Genomic DNA, 22,427 nt, shown 5'->3' with positions numbered 1-22,427 from the left:
TCAAAAGTCCTATATAAAACAATCCATTGAAAAGAAAAAAACCTGTGGAAAACCCCTGTATAAACCGTGCATAAATCTTTAATAACTTTTCATCAACACCCTATTTTTGCATGAAGCGCCATCTTTCCACAATTTATCCACACACAATCCACAAACTTATTCATTGAGCTATCCACAACCTTATCCACAGGCAAAAACCTAAGATTTTAGGGTTTGCTCAATAACGTGGATTTCGTGGTTAAGTTGCCCATCATGAGAGCGCTCCTCACCAATCTTCCGAACCGCATGCAGAACGGTTGTGTGGTCCCGCCCCCCAAACAACTCACCAATTTCTGGGAGACTTTTTTGGGTTAACTCTTTTGCCATAAACATAGCAATTTGCCTTGGACGAGCAATGTTTGCAGGGCGTTTCTTGGAATACATGTCGGCAACTTTGATGCTATAAAAGTCAGCCACCGCTTTTTGAATATTGTCGACTGAAATTTGCCGATTTTGTATTGACAAAAGGTCTTTTAAAGCCACGCGAGCCACTTCAATTGTGACCTCTTTGCCGTGGAAACGAACAAACGCCAATATCTTCCTCAGCGCCCCCTCCAGCTCTCGTACGTTAGATCTAAGGTGTTTGGCAACAAAGAAGGCAACATCCTCACTCATGGGGATGCCTTCGCCCAAAGCCTTTTTCATTAGGATAGCAACCCGCATTTCTAGCTCTGGCGGTTCAATGGCCACCGTCAAGCCGGAATCAAATCGAGAAATGAGGCGATCATCAATCCCGGCCATTTCCTTTGGGTAGGTGTCACTTGTGATGATGACTTGAGCTTTATTGCTTAAAAGGGCTTCAAAGGCATAAAAAAACTCCTCTTGAGTCCTGGATTTACCACTAAAAAACTGAATGTCATCGATCAACAACAAGTCTAAGGAGTGGTAGTAGCGCTTAAAGCGATCAAATGCCTTCTGTTGATAAGCCCTAACCACATCAGAGACGTATTGTTCGGCGTGAATGTATCGAATCCGGGCGCCAGGCTTTTCTTTTAGCAGGTGATTCCCGATTGCATGAATCAGGTGGGTTTTACCCAAACCCACCCCGCCATACAAAAACATGGGGTTGTAAGAGGTTCCTGGGTTATGGGCAACCTGGATCGACGCAGCCCGAGCCAATTGATTTGCCTTACCAGTAACAAATGTATCAAAGGTAAGGTTGGGGTTCAGTTTTGAGTGATCTTCAATCTCAAAAGCTTGCTCCTCGGTGGAGTTGTTATCTGCGATTACCACAGGCCCTTGCTGAGCTGGAGGCTCCTGGTTTGTATTGAGTTGCACCGTTTGGGCGCCCACCCCTTCAACACTAAGCACAAAGCTAAGGTTGATTGGGTGGCCAAAATACTGGTCTGCCAACTCTTGAAGGCGGTCAGAAAAGGTTTTCTTAATCCAGTCGAGCTTAAATCTGTTTGGTGCTCCTACGACGAGTGATTGCTCACTCTCATCGAAAGAAACCAGGCTCAGGGGCTGGATCCAAGTTTTAAATTGTTGGGGGGAAAGCTCGCGAGCAAGCGCACCAAGTGCACCGTCCCAAAACCCCAGCGGGTTGAGTGAGTTCAAAGTAATAGGGTTCTGTAGGTTGCTCATATTTTTAGAGGATTCATTGTAGCGACCCCATAAAGTTATCCACAAGCCAGAAAAACGTGGAAAACCTGTGGATAACTTGTGAATAACATAAAAAACCCCATACAAATTAATGGTTTGTTGAATTGCTGCCAAATAAATAGAGAAAAATACCTATATATTCCTCTATAGCGGTTGACCTTTTGCTGGGCAACAAGGAAAATACTGGGTTTTGCAGGATGAATCATGAAAAGAACATACCAACCCTCAGTAACACGTCGTAAACGCACTCACGGATTCCGTATTCGCATGAAAACCAAGAGTGGACGCGCGGTATTAAATGCCCGTCGCGCCAAAGGTCGCAAACGCCTCGCCGTTTAATTTAGCAGTTGAATAGCGCCAGGATTTCTGAGTTACTAAAAACACGCCCCAAGACAAGTTTGTGTTGGGGTTTGTATTCGGCTTCCCCAAATCAGGGCGAAAAGCCAGATTTAGGTATTGCGGTAGCTAAAAAACTGGCTAAACGTGCTGTAGATCGCAACCAACTAAAGCGCATGATTCGTGAGTTGGTCAAAAGCGCTCAAACAACAAACCTGAATAGCGATGTTGTGGTGAAGCTAAAAAAACCAATTGGTCGAGAAACGCGCGGCAGACTCCGGAACAAAGAAAAAGAAAGCCTGCGAGCCCAAATTGCGGGGCTGATTTAGCGTGCGCCCACTTAATAAGTTGGCTATTAAGCTTGTGAGGCTTTATCAAATAACCTTCAGCCCTTTTGTTGGCATGCACTGTAAATTCATCCCCTCGTGCTCACAATATGCCTGCGACTGCTTTGCTAATTATGGATTTTTAAAAAGCTTCAGGCTGATGGTATGGCGCATCTTGCGCTGTAATCCATGGTCACAAGGCGGACACGACCCCGCAGTAAAAACAACACCTCATCATCATTAAGTGAATGCAAATGGACTTTAAAAAAACAATTCTTTGGGCGGTCTTCTCCATGTCAGGCCTGTTGTTGTACAACAACTGGCAAGTTCATGAAGGAAAACCATCGATGTTTGGTAGGCCCTTAACGAGCGCTCCGACCCCCGCCAATAATCCTGCAGCCACTAGCAAAGCTGATGTTCCAGCCCAACTGTCGAGTGCACCAGTTATAGCAACAACGCCAATTATTAATGGTGATGCAATGACGGGCGCGGAAAAGTTCACACTACAGAACGATGTTCTCGTCTTGAAAATTAGCTCAAGCGGTGCAAATGTCGTGGATGCAAGATTACTAAAGTCTTTCACGCCAGAAAACAAACCTGTTGAGTTATTTCAGTACACGCCCACACACAAATACTTTGCGCGCTCTGGTTTGATTTCTTTAAACAGCGACCTTCCAAACCACACCAGCAACTTCAAGTTGGCTCAGTCTGGAAAAGATGAATCAGGCCGCCCATTTATTATTTTGGTTAGCGAGCGCAATGGCGTTAAGCTTGAAAAAACTTTCATCCTTAACCCAGGAAGTTATGTTGTAGATATTGGGCACCGTATTACACAAACCGCCAACAACCCCAACCCACTCGTTCTATATACCGAGATTGTTCGTGATGCTTCCCAAGAGCAAAAAATTGGCCCTTTTGACGGCGCATTTTCAGCAAGTACATTCACTGGGCTGGCGGCCTATACAGATAAAGAAAAGTTTAATAAGCTTGAATTCACGGCAATAGATAAAAACAAAATCACCCTTCCTTCTCAGGTAGCTGCAGGCGAGCCCGCATGGATTGCCATGGTTCAGCACTATTTTGCTAGCGCATGGATTCCGAGTGATAAGGCTGTACGTGATATCTACGCCAACAAAATTGATAACAATCTATACCGAATTGGTATGCAAACTCCGCTAGGAGTAGTTTCTGCAGGCTCTACTGTTGTGGAAAAGGCCAGATTATTTGTCGGCCCACAAGAAGAGCGCGTATTAGAAACAATTGCTCCAGGTTTTGAGTTGCTCAAAGACTATGGCTACTTAACCATTTTGGCAAAACCTATTTTTTGGCTTTTGGACAATATCCATTCTTATGTTGGTAACTGGGGCTGGTCAATTATTTTATTGACTATCTTGATTAAGTTGGTGTTCTTCCCACTGTCGGCCGCGAGCTATAAATCGATGGCGCGCATGAAGGAGGTACAACCCCGTTTGGTCGCCATGAAAGAGCAGTTCAAGGGTGAGCCACAAAAAATGAATCAGGCCATGATGGAGATGTATCGTAAAGAAAAGATTAATCCCTTGGGCGGCTGTTTGCCGGTGGTGATTCAGATTCCAGTATTTATCGCGTTGTACTGGGTGTTGTTGTCATCTGTTGAGTTGCGAGGCGCACCTTGGATTTTATGGGTGCACGACCTATCACTCCCAGACACTTCAATTAGCGACCTCTTAGGCATTACACAACTTTTCCCCATCGGAATTTTGCCAATCGTCATGGCTTTGTCGATGTTTGTCCAAACCAAACTAAACCCAACCCCTCCAGATCCTATTCAGGCCAAGGTAATGCTGTACATGCCCATCGTGTTTTCGATCATGTTCTTCTTCTTCCCTGCGGGCTTGGTTCTATATTGGGTAGTAAACAACCTACTGTCGATCGCTCAACAATGGCAGATCAATCAAATGTTTGGAAAGAGGTTGGCTAAATAAATTTTTAGCTGCTGAAAAATATATACGGAGTGCCCGCAATGATGACGAGAAAGCTGCCCATCATTGCACTTGCCACCGCACCTGGCAAAGCAGGTGTCGGCGTCATTCGCATTAGCGGACCTCAGCTTTTGCCTATGGCCATGGCCTTGTTTAATAAGGCGCTTAAGCCTCGGCAGGTCAACTTGCTGACACTTAGAGATGCGCAGGGCGAGTCCATCGACCAACTCCTCGCTATTTACTTTGCAGCACCCGCCTCTTTTACGGGTGAAGATGTCCTCGAGCTGCAATGCCATGGTGGACCGCAGCTTTTAGAGTTAGTAATGAAGCGATGTCTTGAGTTGGGAAAAGATCAAGGCTTGGTAATTGCCGAGCCCGGCGAATTTTCTTTACGAGCCTACCTGAACAACAAAATTGATTTAGCCCAAGCGGAGGCGATTGCAGATTTAATCGACGCTCAAAGTGCGGCAGCGGTACGTGGCGCAGCACGCTCCTTGCAAGGCGCCTTCTCAAGTGACATCAACAGTCTGATTGAAGAGATCACTCAGCTGCGCATTTTGGTGGAGTCAACCCTAGACTTCCCCGAGGAGGAGATTGAGTTCTTAGAGAATGCTCAAGCCCGCGAACGCGTGAGCGCTGTTATGAAAAAGTTGCATGCGCTGAGGGAGGGGGCGAAACAAGGCAAAATTTTGCGAGACGGCATCCAGCTGGTTTTGGCTGGCGCGCCTAACGTTGGGAAAAGCTCTCTTCTGAATCTCCTAGCTGGCGAGGAGGTGGCAATTGTTACGCCTATCGCAGGAACCACAAGAGACCGCGTTAAGGAGAGCATTACCATCGGCGATGTTCCTATGCACATCATTGATACCGCAGGCTTGCGTGAAACCAGCGATCTAGTTGAGGCCAAGGGGATCGAAAGATCATGGGAGGCCATTGGGGCCGCAGACCTAGTTATTTTTCTGATAGATCCAAACTCTACGGAAACAAGCGATAGCGCCGAAATTTTGGAGCTAAAAGCGCAAATACTGAAAGCGCTCCCGCCTAAGTGCCCTGTGCTGGAGGTCAACAATAAATCAGATCTATTGGGTGACACCATTCTTAATCAAGATGGAAAGCAAGCTTTGTTCATTTCAGCTAAGACGGGCGAGGGCATCGAGGTTCTAAAACAGAAAATTTTAGAGTTGGTAGGCTGGGGTGGCTCTCAGGAGGGCGTGATTGTGGCGCGCAGGCGGCACTTAGATTGCTTAGATAGGGCTACTACCCACCTAGAGCAATCTCAGCAATTTGCCGCTAATGGCAATGTATCGCTGGAGTTATTTGCAGAAGAGCTCCGTTTGGCACAAGATCAACTCGGACAAATTACTGGGAAGCTACTCCCAGACGATCTTTTGGGCAAGATATTTAGTCAATTTTGTATTGGCAAATAAAAGACTTGCTCTTGGCAGCTTAGTCCATAAAAAAGACGCCCGAAATGTTAAAATAGTGTGATCAAAAATATTACATTTCATAGGATTCACATGACCGTCAATAGCAATACGCCTGAGTACGTAAAAAACCAAAAGCTGATTCAATGGGTTGCAGATGTAGCCGCCTTAACCAAGCCAGACAAAATTCGCTGGTGCGACGGCTCCCAATCTGAATATGATGAATTTTGTGAATTGTTGGTAAGCGCAGGCGTGTTCAAGCGCCTTAACCCTGCTAAACGCAAAAATGCTTTCTTAGCATTGTCAGATCCTGATGATGTAGCTCGCGTAGAAGACCGCACCTTTATCTGCTCTGCAAATAAAGAGGATGCGGGCCCAACTAACAACTGGGTTGAGCCAAGCGAAATGCGCGCAACCCTCGAACCATTATTTGATGGTTGCATGCGCGGTAGAACAATGTATGTAGTGCCATTCTCTATGGGCCCAATTGGTTCTCCAATTGCGCACATCGGTGTTGAGCTTTCTGATAGCCCATATGTTGCTATCAATATGCGCTTGATGACCCGCATGGGCAAGGCGGTCATTGATCAGCTTGGCGCTACCGGCGAATTTGTTCCTTGCATTCACACTGTTGGTAAGCCATTGGCCGCCGGTGAAAAAGACGTTGCTTGGCCTAATAACAAAACCAAGTACATCGTGCACTATCCAGAGACACGCGAAATTTGGTCTTTCGGATCTGGTTATGGTGGCAACGCTTTGTTGGGTAAAAAATGTTTCGCATTGCGCATTGCATCTAACATGGGACGCGACCAAGGCTGGCTCGCTGAGCATATGTTGATTTTGGGTGTAACGTCCCCCGAGGGCAAGAAGTATCACATTGCCGCGGCATTCCCATCAGCCTGCGGAAAAACCAACTTCTCCATGATGATTCCCCCAAAGGGATTTGAGGGCTGGAAAGTCACCACAGTCGGTGACGACATTGCATGGATCAAGCCGCGCAAAGATGCCGTAACGGGTAAGACGCGTTTATTTGCTATCAACCCAGAGTCTGGTTACTTTGGCGTTGCTCCAGGAACAAACCGTCAAACCAATCCAAACTGCTTAGATTCATTAAACCAAGATGTGATCTTCACTAACGTCGGTTTAACTGATGATGGTGATGTGTGGTGGGAAGGTTTGACTGAGACACCTCCAGCACACTTAATTGACTGGCAAGGTAAAGACTGGACTCCTGCTGATGGCGCCGCTGGTCGTAAAGCTGCCCACCCAAACTCACGCTTTACTGTAGCCGCTACAAATAACCCTGCGGTTGATCCTAATTGGGATAATCCGGAAGGCGTAGCAATTGATGCGTTCTTGTTTGGCGGTCGTCGCTCAAACACAGTCCCATTGGTGAGCGAAGCGCGTGATTGGGTGGAAGGTGTTTACATGGCCGCAACAATGGGCTCTGAAACCACTGCCGCGATTACTGGCCAAGTAGGTGTTGTACGTCGCGATCCATTTGCAATGATTGCATTTGCTGGTTACAACATGAGCGACTACTTCCAACATTGGTTGAATATCGGTAGCAAGCTTGCAGCCGATGGCGCTGTATTGCCAAAGATCTATTGCGTGAACTGGTTCCGCAAGGATGAAAATGGCAAATTTATTTGGCCTGGCTTTGGTGAAAATATGCGCGTACTTTCTTGGATTTTGGACCGTGCTGAAGGTACGGCTAAGGGTACAGAGACCGCATTTGGTATCTGCCCAGAACACGCTGATATGCATTGGGATGGTCTCGATTACTCAGTAGAGAAGTTTGAGAAAGCCATTGCCGTTGCTACAGGCGACTGGAAAAATGAGCTCGAACTTCATTCAGAGTTATTTGCGCATTTAGGCGAGCGCTTGCCAAAAGAGCTGATCGAAGCCCGTAGCAAAATCGAGAAGCGCTTAAACGCCTAGGCGCCCCTAGAAATTTAAGAAGCTTTTTCAACAACATCATTATTGAATGACCTCACCCCAACACCATGACATTGTGGTGATTGGGGCAGGCATTGCGGGTGCGTGCATTGCCAGTGAGTTACTCGAGCGCGGCCAATCAGTTTGCATTGTTGACTCTGCTCCCCGCCCTGCATCTGCATGTTCAAGTCACGCATACGCCATTGCTCATCCTCATGTTGGACGAGGCGCCCCTCGCTTATTACGCTTAACCCGCATTGCATTTTTGATGGCAGAGGCTCGCTGGGGAAAGGTCTGGAAACAGCATGGCATCTTTCAACCAAACAAGAGAGACAGAGATTTCAGTCGTGACGATATCGCTACTTATCTGAAATCACTGGATCACGATGAGGACATGGCTCAAGCACTTTATGCAAATGAGGCATTACAAATCTGCGGTATTAATCAAGACGGCATTTGGCTTCCACGAGGCGCGTCACTCAATTTATCTGAGGCAACGCAGGAGGTCCTAAGGCCCCACCCAAAGTTGACATGTCACTGGAATACCCCTGTAGCTCGACTAGAGAAAGTCGATGCGGGCTGGCAGTTAATTAACTCTCAAGATCAGCCCATCATGACCGCTAGCAAAGTCGTGATAGCGGCAGCATTAGAAACCAAAAGCTTGGTTGAAAGCATCGATGTGCGACTCCCTTTGAGGCCAGTACGTGGACAACTCAGTATTTTTTCTGTTGATCAAAATAGTACGTGGGCACCAAAACTGCCTCTCGTCGCGATATCTGGCGACGGCTACTGCTTGCCCGCAAAAAAATTGCCCGATGGAAGTTACGAGTGGATAGTGGGCTCTAGTTTTGATGAGGACAAATCGGATCTTCGAGATTGGAATTCAAGCGATGACTTTAATCGCGAGCAAGCAAAAGGGTTATTAAATTATCTAGAGAGCGATGCAGAGGAACTTCAAAAGGCGGGAAGCTTTGTGGGCATTCGCTGTGTTGCGGGCGATCGTTTGCCAATCATTGGCGCGCTAACTCAACGCCCAGGAATATTTTTAGCAACAGCCCTGGGGTCGAGAGGCGCACTTTGGTCAGCCTTAGCGGCTAAGCTGGTTACAGCTCAAGTGCTCGAAGACGATTTCGCTTTGCTGGCTCGCTTAGGTTTTGCTACAGACTTGGTGGCAGCACTGGCGCCTGCACGTTTCTTTGCTGGCGCTTTAGCATCAGAACCTGCTTTAGGTGCTTTTGCCTCAAACTCAAAACCAATTTTGCCATCAGCGCCCAAGGCAAGATAAGCCTTAAAGCCACGGCCAGTTCGGTTAGATTTGAAGTTCGTTAGCAGATCGGTTTTGCCCTCGGTAAGCAATTTTTGAACTTGCTCAGCAGAAATTTCCTGTTGTAAAACAACCTTACCGGTTTTGAAATCACATGACTTATCTGGGCCGGTGTTTCTTTCGCACAAGTAGCGCATGCCATCTTCGTATACAGCACCAGAACACTTGGGACATACGCCTAAAGCCTGTCGGCCAGTAAAGTCGATTGCCTCAGATTCATCTTCTTGAGTATTGCCAAAATCAAATTCAAGCTTAAAGCCTGCATTTGGATAATCAGCATCATCTTCAGGAATTTCGCTTAACTTTATAATTGCTGCAAATGGCCTACCTATCTTGCTGCGGAATCCCTGCAATGGCCCAATGGTTTTTTCACGCAGCAGCTCTTCTACCTCGGGATATTCAAATGCACGGCCACCCGGAGTTTTGCTAATCGTAAATCCACACTTCTCGCATGCAAAGCGGCGATAGTTTTCTTTAACAGCGCCTTTGCAGTGAGGACACGGCGTAGACATGGTTGCATAGTCACCGGGAATGGTGTCGCTGTCATACTCTTTAGCGCGCTTGACGATGCGTTGCGTCATCTGCGCAATTTCTTGCATGAAGGTATCGCGATTCATCTCACCACGCTCAATCAGGGAGAGTTTATTTTCCCAGCTGCCTGTGAGATCGGGCCTGGTTAATTCTTCAACATCTAAGCCGCGCAAGAGCGTCATCAATTGGAATGCTTTAGCAGTTGGTATTAGCTCACGTGCTTCGCGCACCATATACCGCTCTGCCAGCAGACCTTCAATAATGGCGGCACGGGTTGCAGGTGTACCTAAGCCTTTTTCTGCCATGGCTTCGCGCATGTCATCATCATCTACCCATTTGCCAGCACTCTCCATTGCCGATAACAAAGTTGCTTCGGTATAGCGCGCTGGTGGCTTGGTTTTTAATGGGATCGCCGCAATAGATTCATTTTGGACGGTTTCGCCTTCTTGCACAGCTACTAGCTCATCATCCGCTTGATTGGATCTGCCATATACCGTTAGCCAACCCGGCGTGACCAGTACGCGACCTTCAGTTTTAAAGTGATGTCCCGACGCTTCAGTGATACGAGTGGTGACGCGGAATTCGGCTGCTGGATAAAAGACCGCTAAGAAGCGACGGACAACCAAGTCATATAGTTTTTGTTCTGGTTCGCTGAGGGTTTTTGGGGACTCTAGGGTAGGAATGATCGCAAAGTGGTCGGATATTTTTGAATTATCAAAAATGCGTTTGTTCGGTTTGATCCAGCCATATCCTGCCTTAGCTTTTGGATCCTTGGGATCACCTTGTAAGATTTGTTTAGCGAAAGAGCGATATTCTTGTGAGTTTTCAGCCAAGTTTTCCATGGTCTGTTTCACGGTATCTAAATAATCTTCAGGCAAGGCCTTAGCATCAGTACGTGGATAAGTCAGCACTTTATGGCGCTCATAAAGCGCTTGGGCCAAGCCCAAAGTATTTTTAGCAGAGAACCCAAAGCGCGCATTTGCTTCACGTTGCAGGCTCGTTAAATCAAACAGTTGAGGCGCTAATTGAGTTGCTGGCTTGGCTTCTTCTTTAACGCTCGCTTTTTTATCGCGACACGCAGCCACAATACTTTGTGCGGCAGCTTCACTCCAGAGACGATTCTCGCGTGCATCTGGAGCCGCAGTATCTTTCTTAAATTTAGGATCAAACCAGCGTCCTTCATATACGCCAGCCGCAGCAACAAACTCTGCCTTCACTTCCCAATAGTCTTTGGAGATAAATTTACGAATGAGTTCTTCACGCTCAACTACGATTGATAGTGTGGGCGTCTGTACTCGACCTACTGTCGTTAGAAAGAATCCACCACTCTTGCTGTTGAATGCTGTCATGGCGCGAGTGCCATTGATGCCAACTAACCAATCCGCTTCTGAGCGGCAGCGTGCCGCGTCTGCGAGGGGTTGCATATCAGTATCGCTGCGTAGGGAAGCAAAGCCATCTCGAATAGCTGCTGGCGTCATAGATTGCAGCCAGAGTCGTTTAATAGCCTGCGGTGCTTTTGCATGCTGTGCAATTAAGCGGAAGATCAACTCGCCTTCGCGACCTGCGTCACATGCATTAATGAGTTGATTGATGTCTTTGCGCTTAATGAGCTTTTGTAATACCTTTAGTCGCGATTCAGTTTTAGCAATTGGGCGTAAGTCAAAATAGGGCGGAACAACTGGAAGATTTGCAAACGACCATTTGCCACGCTTGACATCAAATTCTTCAGGTGCGGCAATTTCCAGTAGATGGCCAACTGCAGAGGAGACAACAAAGTCATCGCTCTCGAAATAGTCCTCATATTTAGTGAAGCCGCCCAAGGCCTTGGCGATGTCATTCGCGACGGAGGGTTTCTCCGCAATGATCAGGGTTTTAGGTTGATCAACGCTTGAAGTCTTGGAGCTGGTTTTTTTGGTAGATGCTTTAGTTGCCACGCGTTTTGCCTAAATTTGAGCTTGAAATGATGTTTTTATGGATGAAAAAGGGTGACCAATTTAAACCAGATCCTGGCTAGACCTTTTCCACGCCCTTTTTTATTATTAACCGATAAATTGACAAAAGTCCAAAAACCTCATTTTTGGGGCTTTGGCGAGACCCTATTAAAGCCCCAATTTTTTCTTAAAATAGCATTTTAAATGTCTTTAAATGAGGTTTTTGACCATTTTGGCAGATCCTCGAGGATATCTTGTGGGGATTGAACTAGCTTGGCGCCTTGCTGCAGTAGTTGATGGCAGCCCTTAGAAAGTGGGCTGTGTATTGACCCAGGAATCGCAAAAATCTCACGACCAAGCTCACAACCCAGCCTGGCTGTAATGAGCGAACCAGAGCGCTCGGCCGCCTCAATCACGAGTATTCCAAGAGACAAGGCCGCAATGATGCGGTTCCTGCGCGGGAAGTGCCAAGCTTTTGGCCCCAGACCTGGAGCTAGCTCAGACACCAAGAGCCCACTGTTGGCGATGGCTTGGGCCAGAACTAAATGCTCTCGTGGATACACAATATCTAGCCCACTACCGCACACCGCTATGGTTCGATGCACTTGATTTTGCCCAAGTGCGCCTCGGTGAGCCGCCCCATCAACACCTCTGGCCAGTCCGGAAATAATGAGAAAGCCCTCGGCAGATAGGGCTTGCGCAAAATAGTAAGCATTCTTGATTCCTTCCGGGCTAGCAGCGCGTGACCCCACAATGGCAATCATGGGTAAATCTAATAGGCGTATATCCCCATATATATAGAGTGAATTGGGCGGATCAGATAAATCCAAGAGACGAGCTGGGTAGTCGGGGGTATTTCGATGAATTTGGATGATGTTTGGATTTTTAGGTGTGCGCATATGGCAATTTTCAGCATGGGGCTACAGAGAACTATCGGGACAGTCTGATTACTCTGTTGGATAATTCCGATATGGCTTTATTAACCGTCCTTTGTTATCCAGATCCACGCCTACATAAGGTTGCCAAACCTGTAGCGATGGTAGATGCGCGCATCAAAAAAATTGTGGCCGATATGGCCGAGACAATGTACGAGGCTCCCGGTGTTGGTTTAGCTGCAACCCAGGTAGACGTTCATGAGCGCATAGTCGTAATTGATATTTCTGACAACCAAGATCAACTCATGGTGTTTATTAATCCAGAGTTAGTTTGGGCAAGCACAGAAAAAAAATCTTGGCGCGAGGGCTGCCTCTCTGTGCCTGAATATTATGATGAAGTAGATCGCCCAGCAGTCGTCCGAGTTAAGGCGCTAGATATCAACGGCGAAGAATTTGAAGTCGAGGCAGACGGCTTGTTAGCAGTTTGTTTGCAGCATGAGATGGATCACTTGCAAGGCAAGGTATTTGTTGAGTACCTCTCGATGTTGAAGCGCAATCGTATTTCTCTCAAGATGAAAAAGCGCGCAAAAGAATTAGTAGGCGAGCGCTAAGCGCCCAATGAAAATTGTTTTTGCTGGCACTCCGGAGTTTGCTGCACAAGCAATGCGTGCAATAGAAAAATCTGGCCATCAAATTGTGCTAGCGCTAACGCAGCCAGATCGTCGTGCAGGTCGCGGCATGCATCTTCAAGCGAGCCCTGTAAAAGTATTTGCACAAGAGAAAAATATTCCGGTGTTACAGCCCGAAACGCTCAAGCAGAATCATGCAGACTTGCAGAAAAGAACGACAGCTCAAGAGGCGTTTCAATATTTATTCGACATTGATTTTGATGCAATGGTAGTTGTTGCTTACGGACTAATTCTTCCTCAAGTCATTCTTGATCTTGCTTCTCAGAATGGGAGGCATGGTTGCTTTAATATTCATGCCTCTCTGCTACCAAGGTGGCGTGGTGCAGCACCAATACAGCGCGCAATTGAGAGCGGTGATGCCCTCACGGGTGTGAGCATCATGCAAATGGATGCGGGCCTCGATACTGGCGATACCGTTCTTGTGGGCGATCTAAAAATCACACCTCAAGAAACTAGCGCATCACTACATGACCGTTTAGCAGCCTTGGGTGCCGAGTTGATGGTTAATACTCTGAATGACTTAAGCGAAGGCATTGCGATCTCAAGAACTCCGCAGCCTATAGAAGGAGTTACTTATGCAGAAAAAATATTAAAGAGTGAAGCTGAAATTGACTGGCATTTAAGCGCTATAGAAATCGATCGACGTATTCGAGCATTCAATCCATTTCCTGGATCCACCAGCAGTTTGAATGGTGAGCAAATGAAATTTTGGAATTCTTGTTTGCCTAGTAAGGCGGAAATATACCAAGATGCCACCCCAGGACAGATCTCGGGCTTTAGTGAAGATGGTGTGTATGTTCAGTGCGGCGATGGCGTGATTGAAATCTTAGAGATGCAAAAGCCTGGCGGAAAAAAAAATAGCGCGAGTACTTGTTTGCAGGGCTATCGTACGCAGGAAAAAATAATGCAGTTCAAGAAAGAGTAATTTGACCGATCAAAAAACACCACGCAGTCTTCCGCTATCAGAGGCAATCACTATTTCTGCGCAAGCAATTGGTGAAGTGATGGTGGGTCGATCGCTTACCGAAGTGTTGGATCAGCTCGAGGCCCATGAGCGGCCGATTGTTCAAAGTCTCACATTTGATGCCTTACGCAAGTGGGTGAGATCACATGAGTTCATTCAGCAATTTATTCCAAAGACGCCTCCACCAGAGGTGGAGCACTTATTAAGTGTTGCGATTGCTTTATTTTTGCAAAGTGGGTCTGATGGCAAGGGTTATGCAGCGCATACGATCGTTGATCAAGCTGTAAAAGCTTGTAGTGAATATGAGCCAACGATGTATGCCAAGGGTCTGGTGAATGCAGTACTTCGCAAGGTGAGCCTCGCGGTGCAGGCTGAGAATGATAAGCCTTACCCACCAGACCCCATTCCCATGTTTTTCCCGCCCTGGTGGCGAGCTAGCTTGAAGAGAAACTATTCAAAAGCCTGGCAAGCCATGCTGATTCAGCAGGCTCAACGAGCCCCCTTGGTTTTGCGGGTAAATGCTCAACAACATACGCGCAAGGGATATCAAGAGATATTGCATGAGGCTGGTATCGCAGCCGAACCAATTGATAGTGTTGCTGGAGTCATATTAGATTCTGCTTTGTTATTACATGAGGCGGTACCAGTTTCAGACTTACCGGGCTTTTATAGTGGCGCGGTCTCTGTTCAAGATGCGGGCGCACAAATTGCGGCTGTATTGCTGGATCCTAAACCGGGTGAGCATATATTGGATGCCTGTGCTGCACCTGGTGGAAAAACTGCCCACTTACTAGAGTTGGCACAATGCGATATGACTGCTTTGGAGTTGGACGGTGAGCGCCTCGGAAAAATCGGCGGTAACTTAGACCGCTTGCGCCTGCAGTCTGATGCCGTTCGCGTGGTGCGTGGCGATGCCTCAAAGGCAGCATGGTGGGATGGCAAGTTATTTGACAAAATTCTTTTGGACGCGCCTTGCTCTGCCTCGGGCATTGTTGCAAGGCACCCGGATATTCCGTTTTTGCGGCGTGAGGCTGATATTAAGGCCTTGCAACTGAGGCAGCGCGCTATTTTGGAGCAAGCCTGGAAGATCCTGAAGATCGGCGGCACACTTTTATATGTAACTTGCTCTGTCTTCCCAGAGGAGGGTGAGGAGCAGGCGACGTGGTTTGCTGCAGAGCATGCTGATGCATTACGATTAGGCGCACCTGGGCAAATTTTGCCTGCTGAGCTAAATGACGGTTTTTACTATGCTTTGTTTAAGAAAAATGGGCCATGAGCCAAGGCATTAAACAATTCACCCTTTGTGTTTTGATGGCTCTGAGCCTATTTTCTGTCGCGGCAAGTGCAGAGGGAATTAAGCTTAAAACCGCCGATCTGGAGCGGGTGGATAACGATTGGCTTCTGAGTGCCACATTTAAGATTGAGCTAACCCCGGGCTTAGAAGATGCTGTTCAAAAAGGCATTGTTTTGTATTTCCAAACTGAGTTTGATTTAACGCGGTCGCGTTGGTATTGGTTTGATGAAAGGCCTGCGCTTGCTCAGCGATCAATACGCCTCTCTTATCAGCCAATGACTCAGCAATACCGCATTGCTTCCGAAGGCTTTACCTTTTCCGCGAACACGATATTTGAGGCTTTGCAAGCCGTGGGAAGTATTGGGGGTTGGCGTGTAATTGATGGCAGTCAAATTGATTCGAGTAAGTCTTACACTGCAGCGTTAAGAATGAGCTTAGACTTAAGTAAGCTGCCCAAGCCATTTCAGGTAAATGCGCTCAACAATCGCGATTGGAATATCTCAAGCGACTGGGTGCGCTTTCCGTTTTCACCAAATGGCCCTAACTTGATTAAACGATGAAGATATCTTTAGACTTCATTGGGTCAAATGCGTTTGAGAAAGATGACTGGAAAAGGCGTGCGTTGCCCATGGCCATGGTGTTGATTGGCGCCTTTGCGCTTTTATTGTTGGCACTTTTATCAATTGCAACGTCCAATACCGAGTTTTTCGATAATTACTTTATTTGGCTTTATGCAGCCAATGTGGTGGTTGGAATCTGTCTGACATTGGTCATTTTGACCCTGGTGATTGTGATTGCGATTCGTTGGCGTAAGGGTCGCTTTGGAACCCGCTTAGTCGCAAAGTTGGCAATGATTTTTGCATTAGTTGGTGTTGTCCCGGGATTAATTTTGTATGGAGTTTCTCTTCAGTTCGTATCCCGCAGTATTGAAACCTGGTTCGATGTTCAAGTAGAGTCCGCACTGGATGCCGGCCTTGAATTAGGGCGCGTTACCTTACGGGTTGCCCAAGAAGAAATTCTGGCCGAGGGAAACTATATTGCCGAGCAAATCGTCGCAGTTCCCTCAGGCACTAGCTCAGAGCAGGTTGCAGCTATAGTGATGAGGGCTCGCAACCAATTTGGTATTCAAGAGGTAAGCCTATTTAACATTGGGCGTAGTCTAATATTGACAAGCGAGTCACGGCCTAATAAATATTTTCCTGCACCCGGCTCCGAGGTGATTGCAGACGCTTTTAAAAAGAAGGGTGCCACTTTTATAGATCAAATTGAGGTGGATGGTGGCCAGCGCGGTTATCGAGTCAGAGCGATTGTGCCGATTATTCGTAAAAAACAGGCCTCTGGCAAAGATATAGAAGATAAATATTTTTTGCAGTTAGTGCGATTCATTCCTGGGCCGTTAGCTAAGAATATTGTTGCGGTTGAGTCAGCCTATAGCGACTATCAAGAGAAGTCATTGGGCCGGACCGGTTTGCGAAAAATGTTTGTGGGTACCTTGACCTTAACCCTGTTCTTTGCCTTATTTGTTGCTGTTACTTTGGCCTTAATTCTGGGTCGTCAGCTGGCTCGGCCCCTACTGATGCTTTTAAAAGGAACGCAGGCTGTGGCTCAGGGCGATTTATCACCCAAGCCCGAGTTAGATACGGGTGACGAGCTAGGAATGTTGACGCGCCAATTTAATGTGATGACCCGTCAGCTTGCCGACACCAGAACTTCCCTACAAGAGTCTAAATCATTTTTGGAAACAGTATTGGGTAACTTAACTGCCGGCGTTTGCATCTTCGATAAGAATTTCAATATGGTTTCTAGTAATGCTGGAGCTGATCGTATCTTTGGACAAGATTTAACACAAATGGATGGGCGCCCATTGAGTGATAGCCCCAGCCTTATCGAGTTTGATCAAGCCATTAAAGAGGGGTTTGCCACCATGAAGCTGGCTGTCGGCGTAGAAGGTGATCAAACAGCAAAAGATAAAGATACATCAGCGCCAGTATGGCAAAAGCAGATTCAGCTTCATAGTACGAACGAGTTTGAAAACGAACTTGGCGTTACTTTGTTTATTCGTGGCACTGAATTGACCCCAGATCTGCGTATGGTGGTGTTTGATGACATCACTGACGTAGTGAGTGCACAGCGCTCGATTGCTTGGAGTGAGGTGGCTAGACGTTTAGCCCATGAGATTAAGAATCCATTAACCCCAATACAGCTCTCAGCAGAGAGGTTGCAGCATAAGTTGGCCGGCAAGTTGAGCCCTGAGCAGGAGGAGATGATGAATCGCAGTACGGAAACCATCATTGGGCAGGTACAGGCCATGAAACAAATGGTGAATGATTTCAGGGACTTTGCCAAGACGCCAAGCCCGCAACTGAAGCCTGTTTCGATCAACACTTTGACACAAGAGATTCTGGGTTTGTATGAAGGAAGCCCCATAAAGACCCAGCTGGACCCACGCACCCCAAATATTATGGGCGACCCAACGCAACTCAGACAAATTATTCATAATCTTTTGCAAAATGCCCAAGATGCTACTCTTGAGGGCGCTCATCAATCTGAGCCGGTTGAAGTAAAAACAGAATTAGTGCCTTATGGCGAATTGAATGGTGTGCCACAAAATGCAGTGCGTTTAACAATAAGTGATAGCGGCTCAGGTTTTCCAGCTAAGATATTGGCAAGAGCCTTTGAGCCCTATGTAACAACGAAGAGTAAGGGCACTGGATTGGGATTGGCGGTAGTGAAGAAAATAGTAGATGATCACGGAGCCAAAATCGAAATCCGCAACCGCATGCAGGCGGATGAGGTAATCGGTGCAAAAGTATCAATATTGTTTATGAATCTGGCAAAAGAGGCAGCATAAGAATGGCAAGTATTCTGGTAGTCGACGATGAGATGGGGATTCGTGAGCTTCTCAATGAGATTCTGACGGATGAGGGCCACACCGTGTATGCGGCTGAGAGCGCTATGCAGGCTCGTAAAATTCGTGAACAAATGCGCCCAGACCTTGTCTTGCTTGATATTTGGATGCCAGATGTCGATGGAATTAGTTTATTGAAAGAGTGGTCTAAGACTGGGCAGCTCACTATGCCTGTAGTGATGATGTCAGGACATGCCACGATTGATACAGCTGTTGAAGCCACTCGTATAGGCGCACTCAATTTCTTAGAAAAGCCAATTGCACTCCAAAAGTTACTTAAGACGGTTAGCAAGGCCTTAGAAAGCTCGCCTAAGTATGTTGAGTCCGCCGAAGAAAAAGTGTCAGTGGCGCTTTCATCAAGCCCAAGTACAAAAGCAGTGGTCAGCGAACAGGCCTCTCAAGTTCAGAGTGGTGAGTACATCAGCGGGATTGCAAAAACCTATTTTGATTTGCCGCTTCGCGAAGCCAGGGACTTATTCGAAAAAGCGTACTTCGAGCATCAAATGATCATCATGGGTGGCAGCATGACCAAAATTTCTGAATACACTGGCCTAGAGCGTACCCACCTATATCGCAAGCTAAAAGCTTTGGGAATCGACACCTCGCGCAATAAAACTGAACAATAAGGCGCTTTACCCATCATTGCCGCGAATGATCTAGAGGCTGTTGATACAGCACACGGCATCAGCGTTGCGACGGATAATAGCGCCCATATCATTTCGGAATTATTCCCATGGAAATAAAGGTTAATTTTCTCGATAAGCTACGCCTTGAAGCCAAGTTCGATGACTTTACGGTAATTGCTGATCAGCCCATCCGTTACAAAGGTGACGGTTCAGCTCCGGGGCCTTTTGATTATTTCTTAGCTTCGTCAGCCTTGTGTGCCGCTTATTTTGTAAAGCTGTATTGCGATACGCGCAATATCTCAACTGAGCACATTCGTCTTTCTCAAAATAATATTGTCGACCCAGAAAATCGTTACCAACAGATTTTCAAAATTCAGGTTGAACTGCCAGAAGATATTTCTGCCAACGATCGTCAGGGCATTGTGCGCTCCATCGAGCGCTGCACCGTGAAGAAGGTAGTGCAAGCAGGCCCAGAGTTTGTCATTGAAGTAGTTAAAAACCTAGGTGCAGATGCGCAAACTTTATTGGCTTTAAAGCCAGATCCAAACTTGAGCACTTATATTGCCGGCAAGGATTTACCGCTAGAACAAACTATTGCCAATATGTCTGGCGTGTTGGCCAATCTGGGAATGAAGATTGAAATCGCCTCATGGCGCAATTTAATTCCGAATGTATGGTCTTTGCATATTCGCGATGCTCACTCACCAATGTGCTTTACCAATGGCAAAGGCTCTACAAAAGAAAGCGCCCTTGCTTCAGCCTTAGGCGAGTATATCGAGCGACTGAGCAATAACCATTTCTATGCAGGTGCATTCTGGGGCGAAGAGATCGCTAATAGTGCTTTTGTTCACTACCCGAATGAGCGCTGGTTTAAGCAGGGCCCTAAAGATGCCTTACCCAAAGAAATACTGGATGAGTATTGCCTCGGAATTTTTAACGCTGATGGCGAGTTACGTGGCTCACATTTAATTGATACCAATTCTGGTAATGGCGAGCGCGGGATTTGTTCCTTGCCTTTTATACGCCAGTCAGATGGTGAGACTGTGTATTTTCCATCGAACCTGATTGAAAACCTCTATGTCAGTAATGGTATGAGCGCTGGCAATACGCTGGCTGAAGCCCAAGTGCAGTGCTTATCTGAGATATTTGAGCGAGCAGTTAAACGTGAAATCCTTGAGCGTGAGATTTCCTTGCCGGATGTTCCGCAGGAGGTGCTTGCAAAGTACCCCGGTATCTTGGCAGGCATTCAGGGCCTTGAGGAGCAGGGCTTTCCAGTATTGGTAAAGGACGCTTCACTGGGTGGCGTATATCCAGTCATGTGCGTTACCTTGATGAACCCAAGAACAGGTGGCGTATTTGCTTCGTTCGGCGCACATCCCAGTTTAGAGGTGGCATTGGAGCGGAGTTTGACTGAGCTACTTCAGGGGCGTAGCCTAGAGGGCCTCAATGATTTACCCCCGCCTACTTTTATAAGTGAAGCAGTTGCTGAGCCAAATAATTTTGTTGAGCATTTTATTGATTCAAGCGGCATCGTCTCTTGGCGTTTCTTTAGTAAAAGATCAGACTATGAGTTTGTTGAATGGGACTTCTCCGGCAAAGGTGAAAACTCGAATGAAGAAGAGGCAGAAACCTTGTTCGGCATTCTTAAATCTATTGGCAAAGAAGCTTACCTTGCGGTGTATGACCAGCTAGGGGCAATAGCATGTCGAATCTTAGTGCCAGGCTACTCCGAGGTTTACCCAATTGAGGATTTAGTTTGGAACAACACGAATAAAGCATTGCTATTTCGCCCCGATATTTTAAATATATCGAATTTAGATGACGAAAGTCTAAGCTCACTACTTGAGCGTTTAGAAAATAATGAGCTAGATGAGCACGGTGACATCGCCACGCTAATCGGTATCGAGTTTGATGAAAATACACCCTCGGGTCAGCTCACAGTGTTGGAGTTAAAGCTACTTATTCATCTTGCTTTGAGGCAAATTGATGAGGCTCATGAGCTCGTTGGCGCTTTCCTTCAGTACAACGACAATACAGTCGAGCGTAAATTGTTTTATCAGGCTTTAAATGCAGTATTAGAGATAGCGCTAGATGATGACTTAGAGCTTGATAATTACATAGTCAATTTACGAAGAATGTTTGGTAACGAGAGAATGGATGCTGTAGTGGGGTCCGTAGATGGAACTACCCGCTTCTATGGCTTGACCCCTACAAGCATGAAGCTGGAGGGCCTTGATAGGCATCACCGCTTGATCGACAGCTATAGAAAAATACATGCCGCTAGAGCTAAGTTGACAGTCACTACCAGCTAGGCCTTGAAGCAAGAGCTCCCGGCCGCGTAATATTAGTATTTATCCAAGACTTAAGTGGAATTAGCCCGATTTTCCGGCGGGAACACACTTTCATTTATAATTCCCAACTCTTGGCCTGGTAGCTCAGTCGGTAGAGCAGAGGATTGAAAATCCTTGTGTCGGTGGTTCGATTCCGCCCCGGGCCACCAAGAATCTCAATAGCCCACTTGTTGGGCTATTTTCTTTTGTGGGCTCGCAGGATTAGGCGCCATTAGTCTCGGATATCCCCATCATGAACTGTCCTTTAAAGGGACGAATCAATTAAACATCCCTGCGTCAGTCGATGTCGTTTAAAACGACAACTTTGGCGCTGAAATCAAAAACGCTTAACGAGGTTTAAAGCGACTGCGGGAGCGGTTCTGTAATTGGTGCTAAAGGCAGTATTGCCATTGGTGTTAGTGGCAGTCACACTTCCTCCCATATTTGCAAGGGCGTAAAGATCTAGGGCTGTGGTTCTATCAATCGCATAGGAAAACTTGGCAAATACGGGAATGAACTTGTTTTGACCAACGCCACCAGCGTAAGGGCCTGAGTCATTTAGGCGAAAGCGATAGCTTCTATAGGCTGCACCGCCCGACACTTTAAAGTCACTAGTAACCTTATAGGTTAGCTCCAGACCTGCGCCACCCGCTGGACCACCTGGGAATGGATTATTTAGATTCCAGCGATCAGAGATCTTCCAATCAATCACAATAAATGGAAATAGTCGGTTCGCATCAATCTGGCGATAGACGCCAGTACCCAGGCCAAGATTTAAGGTGGGCGAGAGTTCTTTTGAGCCATTAAAAATAGCGCCATAAGTAAGGGAGTTATTTAGATTGGCGCCAGTCTCCGCAGAAGACTCTATTGTGGGAATAAAGTTTAGCCTCCAATCAGAGTCGAGTTTGTGAGAATAGCTGAGGCCCAGTGCTGGAGTGCTAATCGTCGTCCATGGACTCTTCCCACTATAGCCGTAGCTATTCATATTGCTCCAGTTCCAAAACTGGCTGTCATAGCGAACAGAGACACCAATTGAAGTTGCCGCTGAAATGGGTTTCAGCAAATTGAGCGAGGCGCCAGCACTAGACAACCCAAAATTCCCACCCGTATTTAGGCTGGTATTAAATTGGTTTATTCCCGTAACACTAACCGTAGCCTTAATAGCATCATTTTGTGCGACTCCATCAGGTTGGGCATGGCCTACCATAGGAATTCCAAACCAGATCAAGGATATGCTTAAGGAGGACAAATATTTTTTCATGGTCTTAGGATAATTGTTTTCTAGAATCCAAGGTTGTATAAAATGCAATCACAAGCCCCTAATATTAAAAA

The 22,427-nt window shown here is 46.7% G+C and carries 17 protein-coding genes, 1 tRNA gene and 1 pseudogene; 15 read left to right on the top strand and 4 right to left on the bottom strand.

What is annotated here, in order from left to right; translation table 11 throughout:
* Positions 1-198 precede the first annotated feature (198 nt).
* Positions 199-1,623, bottom strand: coding sequence for a chromosomal replication initiator protein DnaA (gene dnaA / locus ICN22_RS01355; RefSeq protein WP_216168529.1), 1,425 nt, complete (start codon positions 1,621-1,623; stop codon positions 199-201).
* A gap of 222 nt (positions 1,624-1,845) precedes the next feature.
* On the opposite strand from dnaA, the gene rpmH reads away from it, so the two are divergent.
* From rpmH to mnmC1, 7 genes and pseudogenes are all read left to right on the top strand, one after another.
* Positions 1,846-1,980 (top strand): 50S ribosomal protein L34, encoded by a 135-nt coding sequence (rpmH, locus tag ICN22_RS01350; RefSeq protein ID WP_011903922.1) that lies wholly within the window; start codon positions 1,846-1,848, stop codon positions 1,978-1,980.
* A gap of 71 nt (positions 1,981-2,051) precedes the next feature.
* Positions 2,052-2,306, top strand: a complete 255-nt coding sequence (rnpA, locus tag ICN22_RS01345; protein ID WP_255533779.1) for a ribonuclease P protein component — start codon at positions 2,052-2,054, stop codon at positions 2,304-2,306.
* A 1-nt stretch (position 2,307) separates the two neighbouring features.
* Positions 2,308-2,547 (top strand): membrane protein insertion efficiency factor YidD, encoded by a 240-nt coding sequence (yidD, locus tag ICN22_RS01340; RefSeq protein ID WP_216168527.1) that lies wholly within the window; start codon positions 2,308-2,310, stop codon positions 2,545-2,547.
* 10 nt (positions 2,548-2,557) lie between these two features.
* Positions 2,558-4,267: a membrane protein insertase YidC gene (gene yidC, locus ICN22_RS01335; RefSeq protein WP_216168526.1), complete on the top strand. Its 1,710-nt coding sequence runs from the start codon at positions 2,558-2,560 to the stop codon at positions 4,265-4,267.
* Between the two features lie 41 nt (positions 4,268-4,308).
* Entirely contained in the window at positions 4,309-5,688 is a 1,380-nt protein-coding gene (gene mnmE / locus ICN22_RS01330; protein WP_216168811.1) for a tRNA uridine-5-carboxymethylaminomethyl(34) synthesis GTPase MnmE, read from the top strand.
* A gap of 90 nt (positions 5,689-5,778) precedes the next feature.
* Positions 5,779-7,626 carry a phosphoenolpyruvate carboxykinase (GTP) gene (locus ICN22_RS01325; protein WP_216168525.1) on the top strand — a complete coding sequence of 616 codons (1,848 nt, stop codon included), beginning with the start codon at positions 5,779-5,781 and terminating at the stop codon, positions 7,624-7,626.
* 46 nt (positions 7,627-7,672) lie between these two features.
* A pseudogene (mnmC1, locus tag ICN22_RS11095) lies at positions 7,673-8,674 on the top strand (FAD-dependent 5-carboxymethylaminomethyl-2-thiouridine(34) oxidoreductase MnmC1); the annotation flags it as partial.
* 59 nt (positions 8,675-8,733) lie between these two features.
* On the opposite strand, the gene ICN22_RS01320 reads toward mnmC1, so the two are convergent.
* Both ICN22_RS01320 and dprA read right to left on the bottom strand, forming a co-directional pair.
* The gene (locus ICN22_RS01320; RefSeq protein WP_439650966.1) at positions 8,734-11,412 is read right to left on the bottom strand and encodes a DNA topoisomerase III; all 2,679 of its coding nucleotides are present in this window, start codon (positions 11,410-11,412) and stop codon (positions 8,734-8,736) included.
* Between the two features lie 197 nt (positions 11,413-11,609).
* Entirely contained in the window at positions 11,610-12,308 is a 699-nt protein-coding gene (dprA, locus tag ICN22_RS01315) for a DNA-processing protein DprA (RefSeq protein WP_216168524.1), read from the bottom strand.
* Positions 12,309-12,379: 71 nt separating this feature from the next.
* Between dprA and def the strand changes: the two genes are divergently transcribed.
* The 8 genes from def (at position 12,380) to ICN22_RS01275 (ending at position 21,265) form a co-directional block, all read left to right on the top strand.
* Positions 12,380-12,895, top strand: coding sequence for a peptide deformylase (gene def / locus ICN22_RS01310; RefSeq protein ID WP_216168523.1), 516 nt, complete (start codon positions 12,380-12,382; stop codon positions 12,893-12,895).
* Positions 12,896-12,902: 7 nt separating this feature from the next.
* Complete coding sequence (gene fmt / locus ICN22_RS01305; protein WP_216168522.1) at positions 12,903-13,898, top strand: methionyl-tRNA formyltransferase; 996 nt, start codon at positions 12,903-12,905, stop codon at positions 13,896-13,898.
* Position 13,899: 1 nt separating this feature from the next.
* Positions 13,900-15,213 carry a 16S rRNA (cytosine(967)-C(5))-methyltransferase RsmB gene (gene rsmB, locus ICN22_RS01300; protein ID WP_216168521.1) on the top strand — a complete coding sequence of 438 codons (1,314 nt, stop codon included), beginning with the start codon at positions 13,900-13,902 and terminating at the stop codon, positions 15,211-15,213.
* Positions 15,210-15,791, top strand: coding sequence for a DUF4390 domain-containing protein (locus ICN22_RS01295; RefSeq protein ID WP_255533778.1), 582 nt, complete (start codon positions 15,210-15,212; stop codon positions 15,789-15,791). Before rsmB ends, ICN22_RS01295 begins: the two co-directional genes overlap by 4 nt.
* On the top strand, positions 15,788-18,082 hold the full coding sequence (locus ICN22_RS01290; protein ID WP_216168520.1) for a sensor histidine kinase: 2,295 nt from the start codon (positions 15,788-15,790) through the stop codon (positions 18,080-18,082). The genes ICN22_RS01295 and ICN22_RS01290 overlap by 4 nt, the downstream gene beginning before the upstream one ends.
* Before the next feature lie 2 nt (positions 18,083-18,084).
* Positions 18,085-18,765: a response regulator gene (locus ICN22_RS01285; RefSeq protein ID WP_216168519.1), complete on the top strand. Its 681-nt coding sequence runs from the start codon at positions 18,085-18,087 to the stop codon at positions 18,763-18,765.
* 107 nt (positions 18,766-18,872) lie between these two features.
* Positions 18,873-21,077 carry an OsmC domain/YcaO domain-containing protein gene (locus ICN22_RS01280; RefSeq protein ID WP_216168518.1) on the top strand — a complete coding sequence of 735 codons (2,205 nt, stop codon included), beginning with the start codon at positions 18,873-18,875 and terminating at the stop codon, positions 21,075-21,077.
* A 112-nt stretch (positions 21,078-21,189) separates the two neighbouring features.
* Positions 21,190-21,265: transfer RNA gene (locus tag ICN22_RS01275), tRNA-Phe, on the top strand.
* Between the two features lie 167 nt (positions 21,266-21,432).
* On the opposite strand, the gene ICN22_RS01270 is transcribed toward ICN22_RS01275, so the two are convergent.
* Positions 21,433-22,356, bottom strand: coding sequence for a DUF6268 family outer membrane beta-barrel protein (locus tag ICN22_RS01270; RefSeq protein ID WP_216168517.1), 924 nt, complete (start codon positions 22,354-22,356; stop codon positions 21,433-21,435).
* Positions 22,357-22,427: the final 71 nt, after the last annotated feature.

The organism is Polynucleobacter bastaniensis (assembly GCF_018882205.1).
Taxonomy (GTDB): domain Bacteria; phylum Pseudomonadota; class Gammaproteobacteria; order Burkholderiales; family Burkholderiaceae; genus Polynucleobacter; species Polynucleobacter bastaniensis.
The sequence above is the reverse complement of the archived record's forward strand: the minus strand, read 5'-3'. Positions and strand labels throughout refer to the sequence as shown.

Coding starts and splice junctions, on each gene's coding strand:
- dnaA (WP_216168529.1), bottom strand. CDS start 1,623: ATGAGCAACCTACAGAACCCTATTACTTTGAACTCACTCAACCCGCTG.
- rpmH (WP_011903922.1), top strand. CDS start 1,846: ATGAAAAGAACATACCAACCCTCAGTAACACGTCGTAAACGCACTCAC.
- mnmE (WP_216168811.1), top strand. CDS start 4,309: ATGACGAGAAAGCTGCCCATCATTGCACTTGCCACCGCACCTGGCAAA.
- fmt (WP_216168522.1), top strand. CDS start 12,903: ATGAAAATTGTTTTTGCTGGCACTCCGGAGTTTGCTGCACAAGCAATG.
- yidC (WP_216168526.1), top strand. CDS start 2,558: ATGGACTTTAAAAAAACAATTCTTTGGGCGGTCTTCTCCATGTCAGGC.
- dprA (WP_216168524.1), bottom strand. CDS start 12,308: ATGCGCACACCTAAAAATCCAAACATCATCCAAATTCATCGAAATACC.
- ICN22_RS01290 (WP_216168520.1), top strand. CDS start 15,788: ATGAAGATATCTTTAGACTTCATTGGGTCAAATGCGTTTGAGAAAGAT.
- ICN22_RS01280 (WP_216168518.1), top strand. CDS start 18,873: ATGGAAATAAAGGTTAATTTTCTCGATAAGCTACGCCTTGAAGCCAAG.
- ICN22_RS01325 (WP_216168525.1), top strand. CDS start 5,779: ATGACCGTCAATAGCAATACGCCTGAGTACGTAAAAAACCAAAAGCTG.
- def (WP_216168523.1), top strand. CDS start 12,380: ATGGCTTTATTAACCGTCCTTTGTTATCCAGATCCACGCCTACATAAG.
- ICN22_RS01295 (WP_255533778.1), top strand. CDS start 15,210: ATGAGCCAAGGCATTAAACAATTCACCCTTTGTGTTTTGATGGCTCTG.
- ICN22_RS01285 (WP_216168519.1), top strand. CDS start 18,085: ATGGCAAGTATTCTGGTAGTCGACGATGAGATGGGGATTCGTGAGCTT.
- ICN22_RS01270 (WP_216168517.1), bottom strand. CDS start 22,356: ATGAAAAAATATTTGTCCTCCTTAAGCATATCCTTGATCTGGTTTGGA.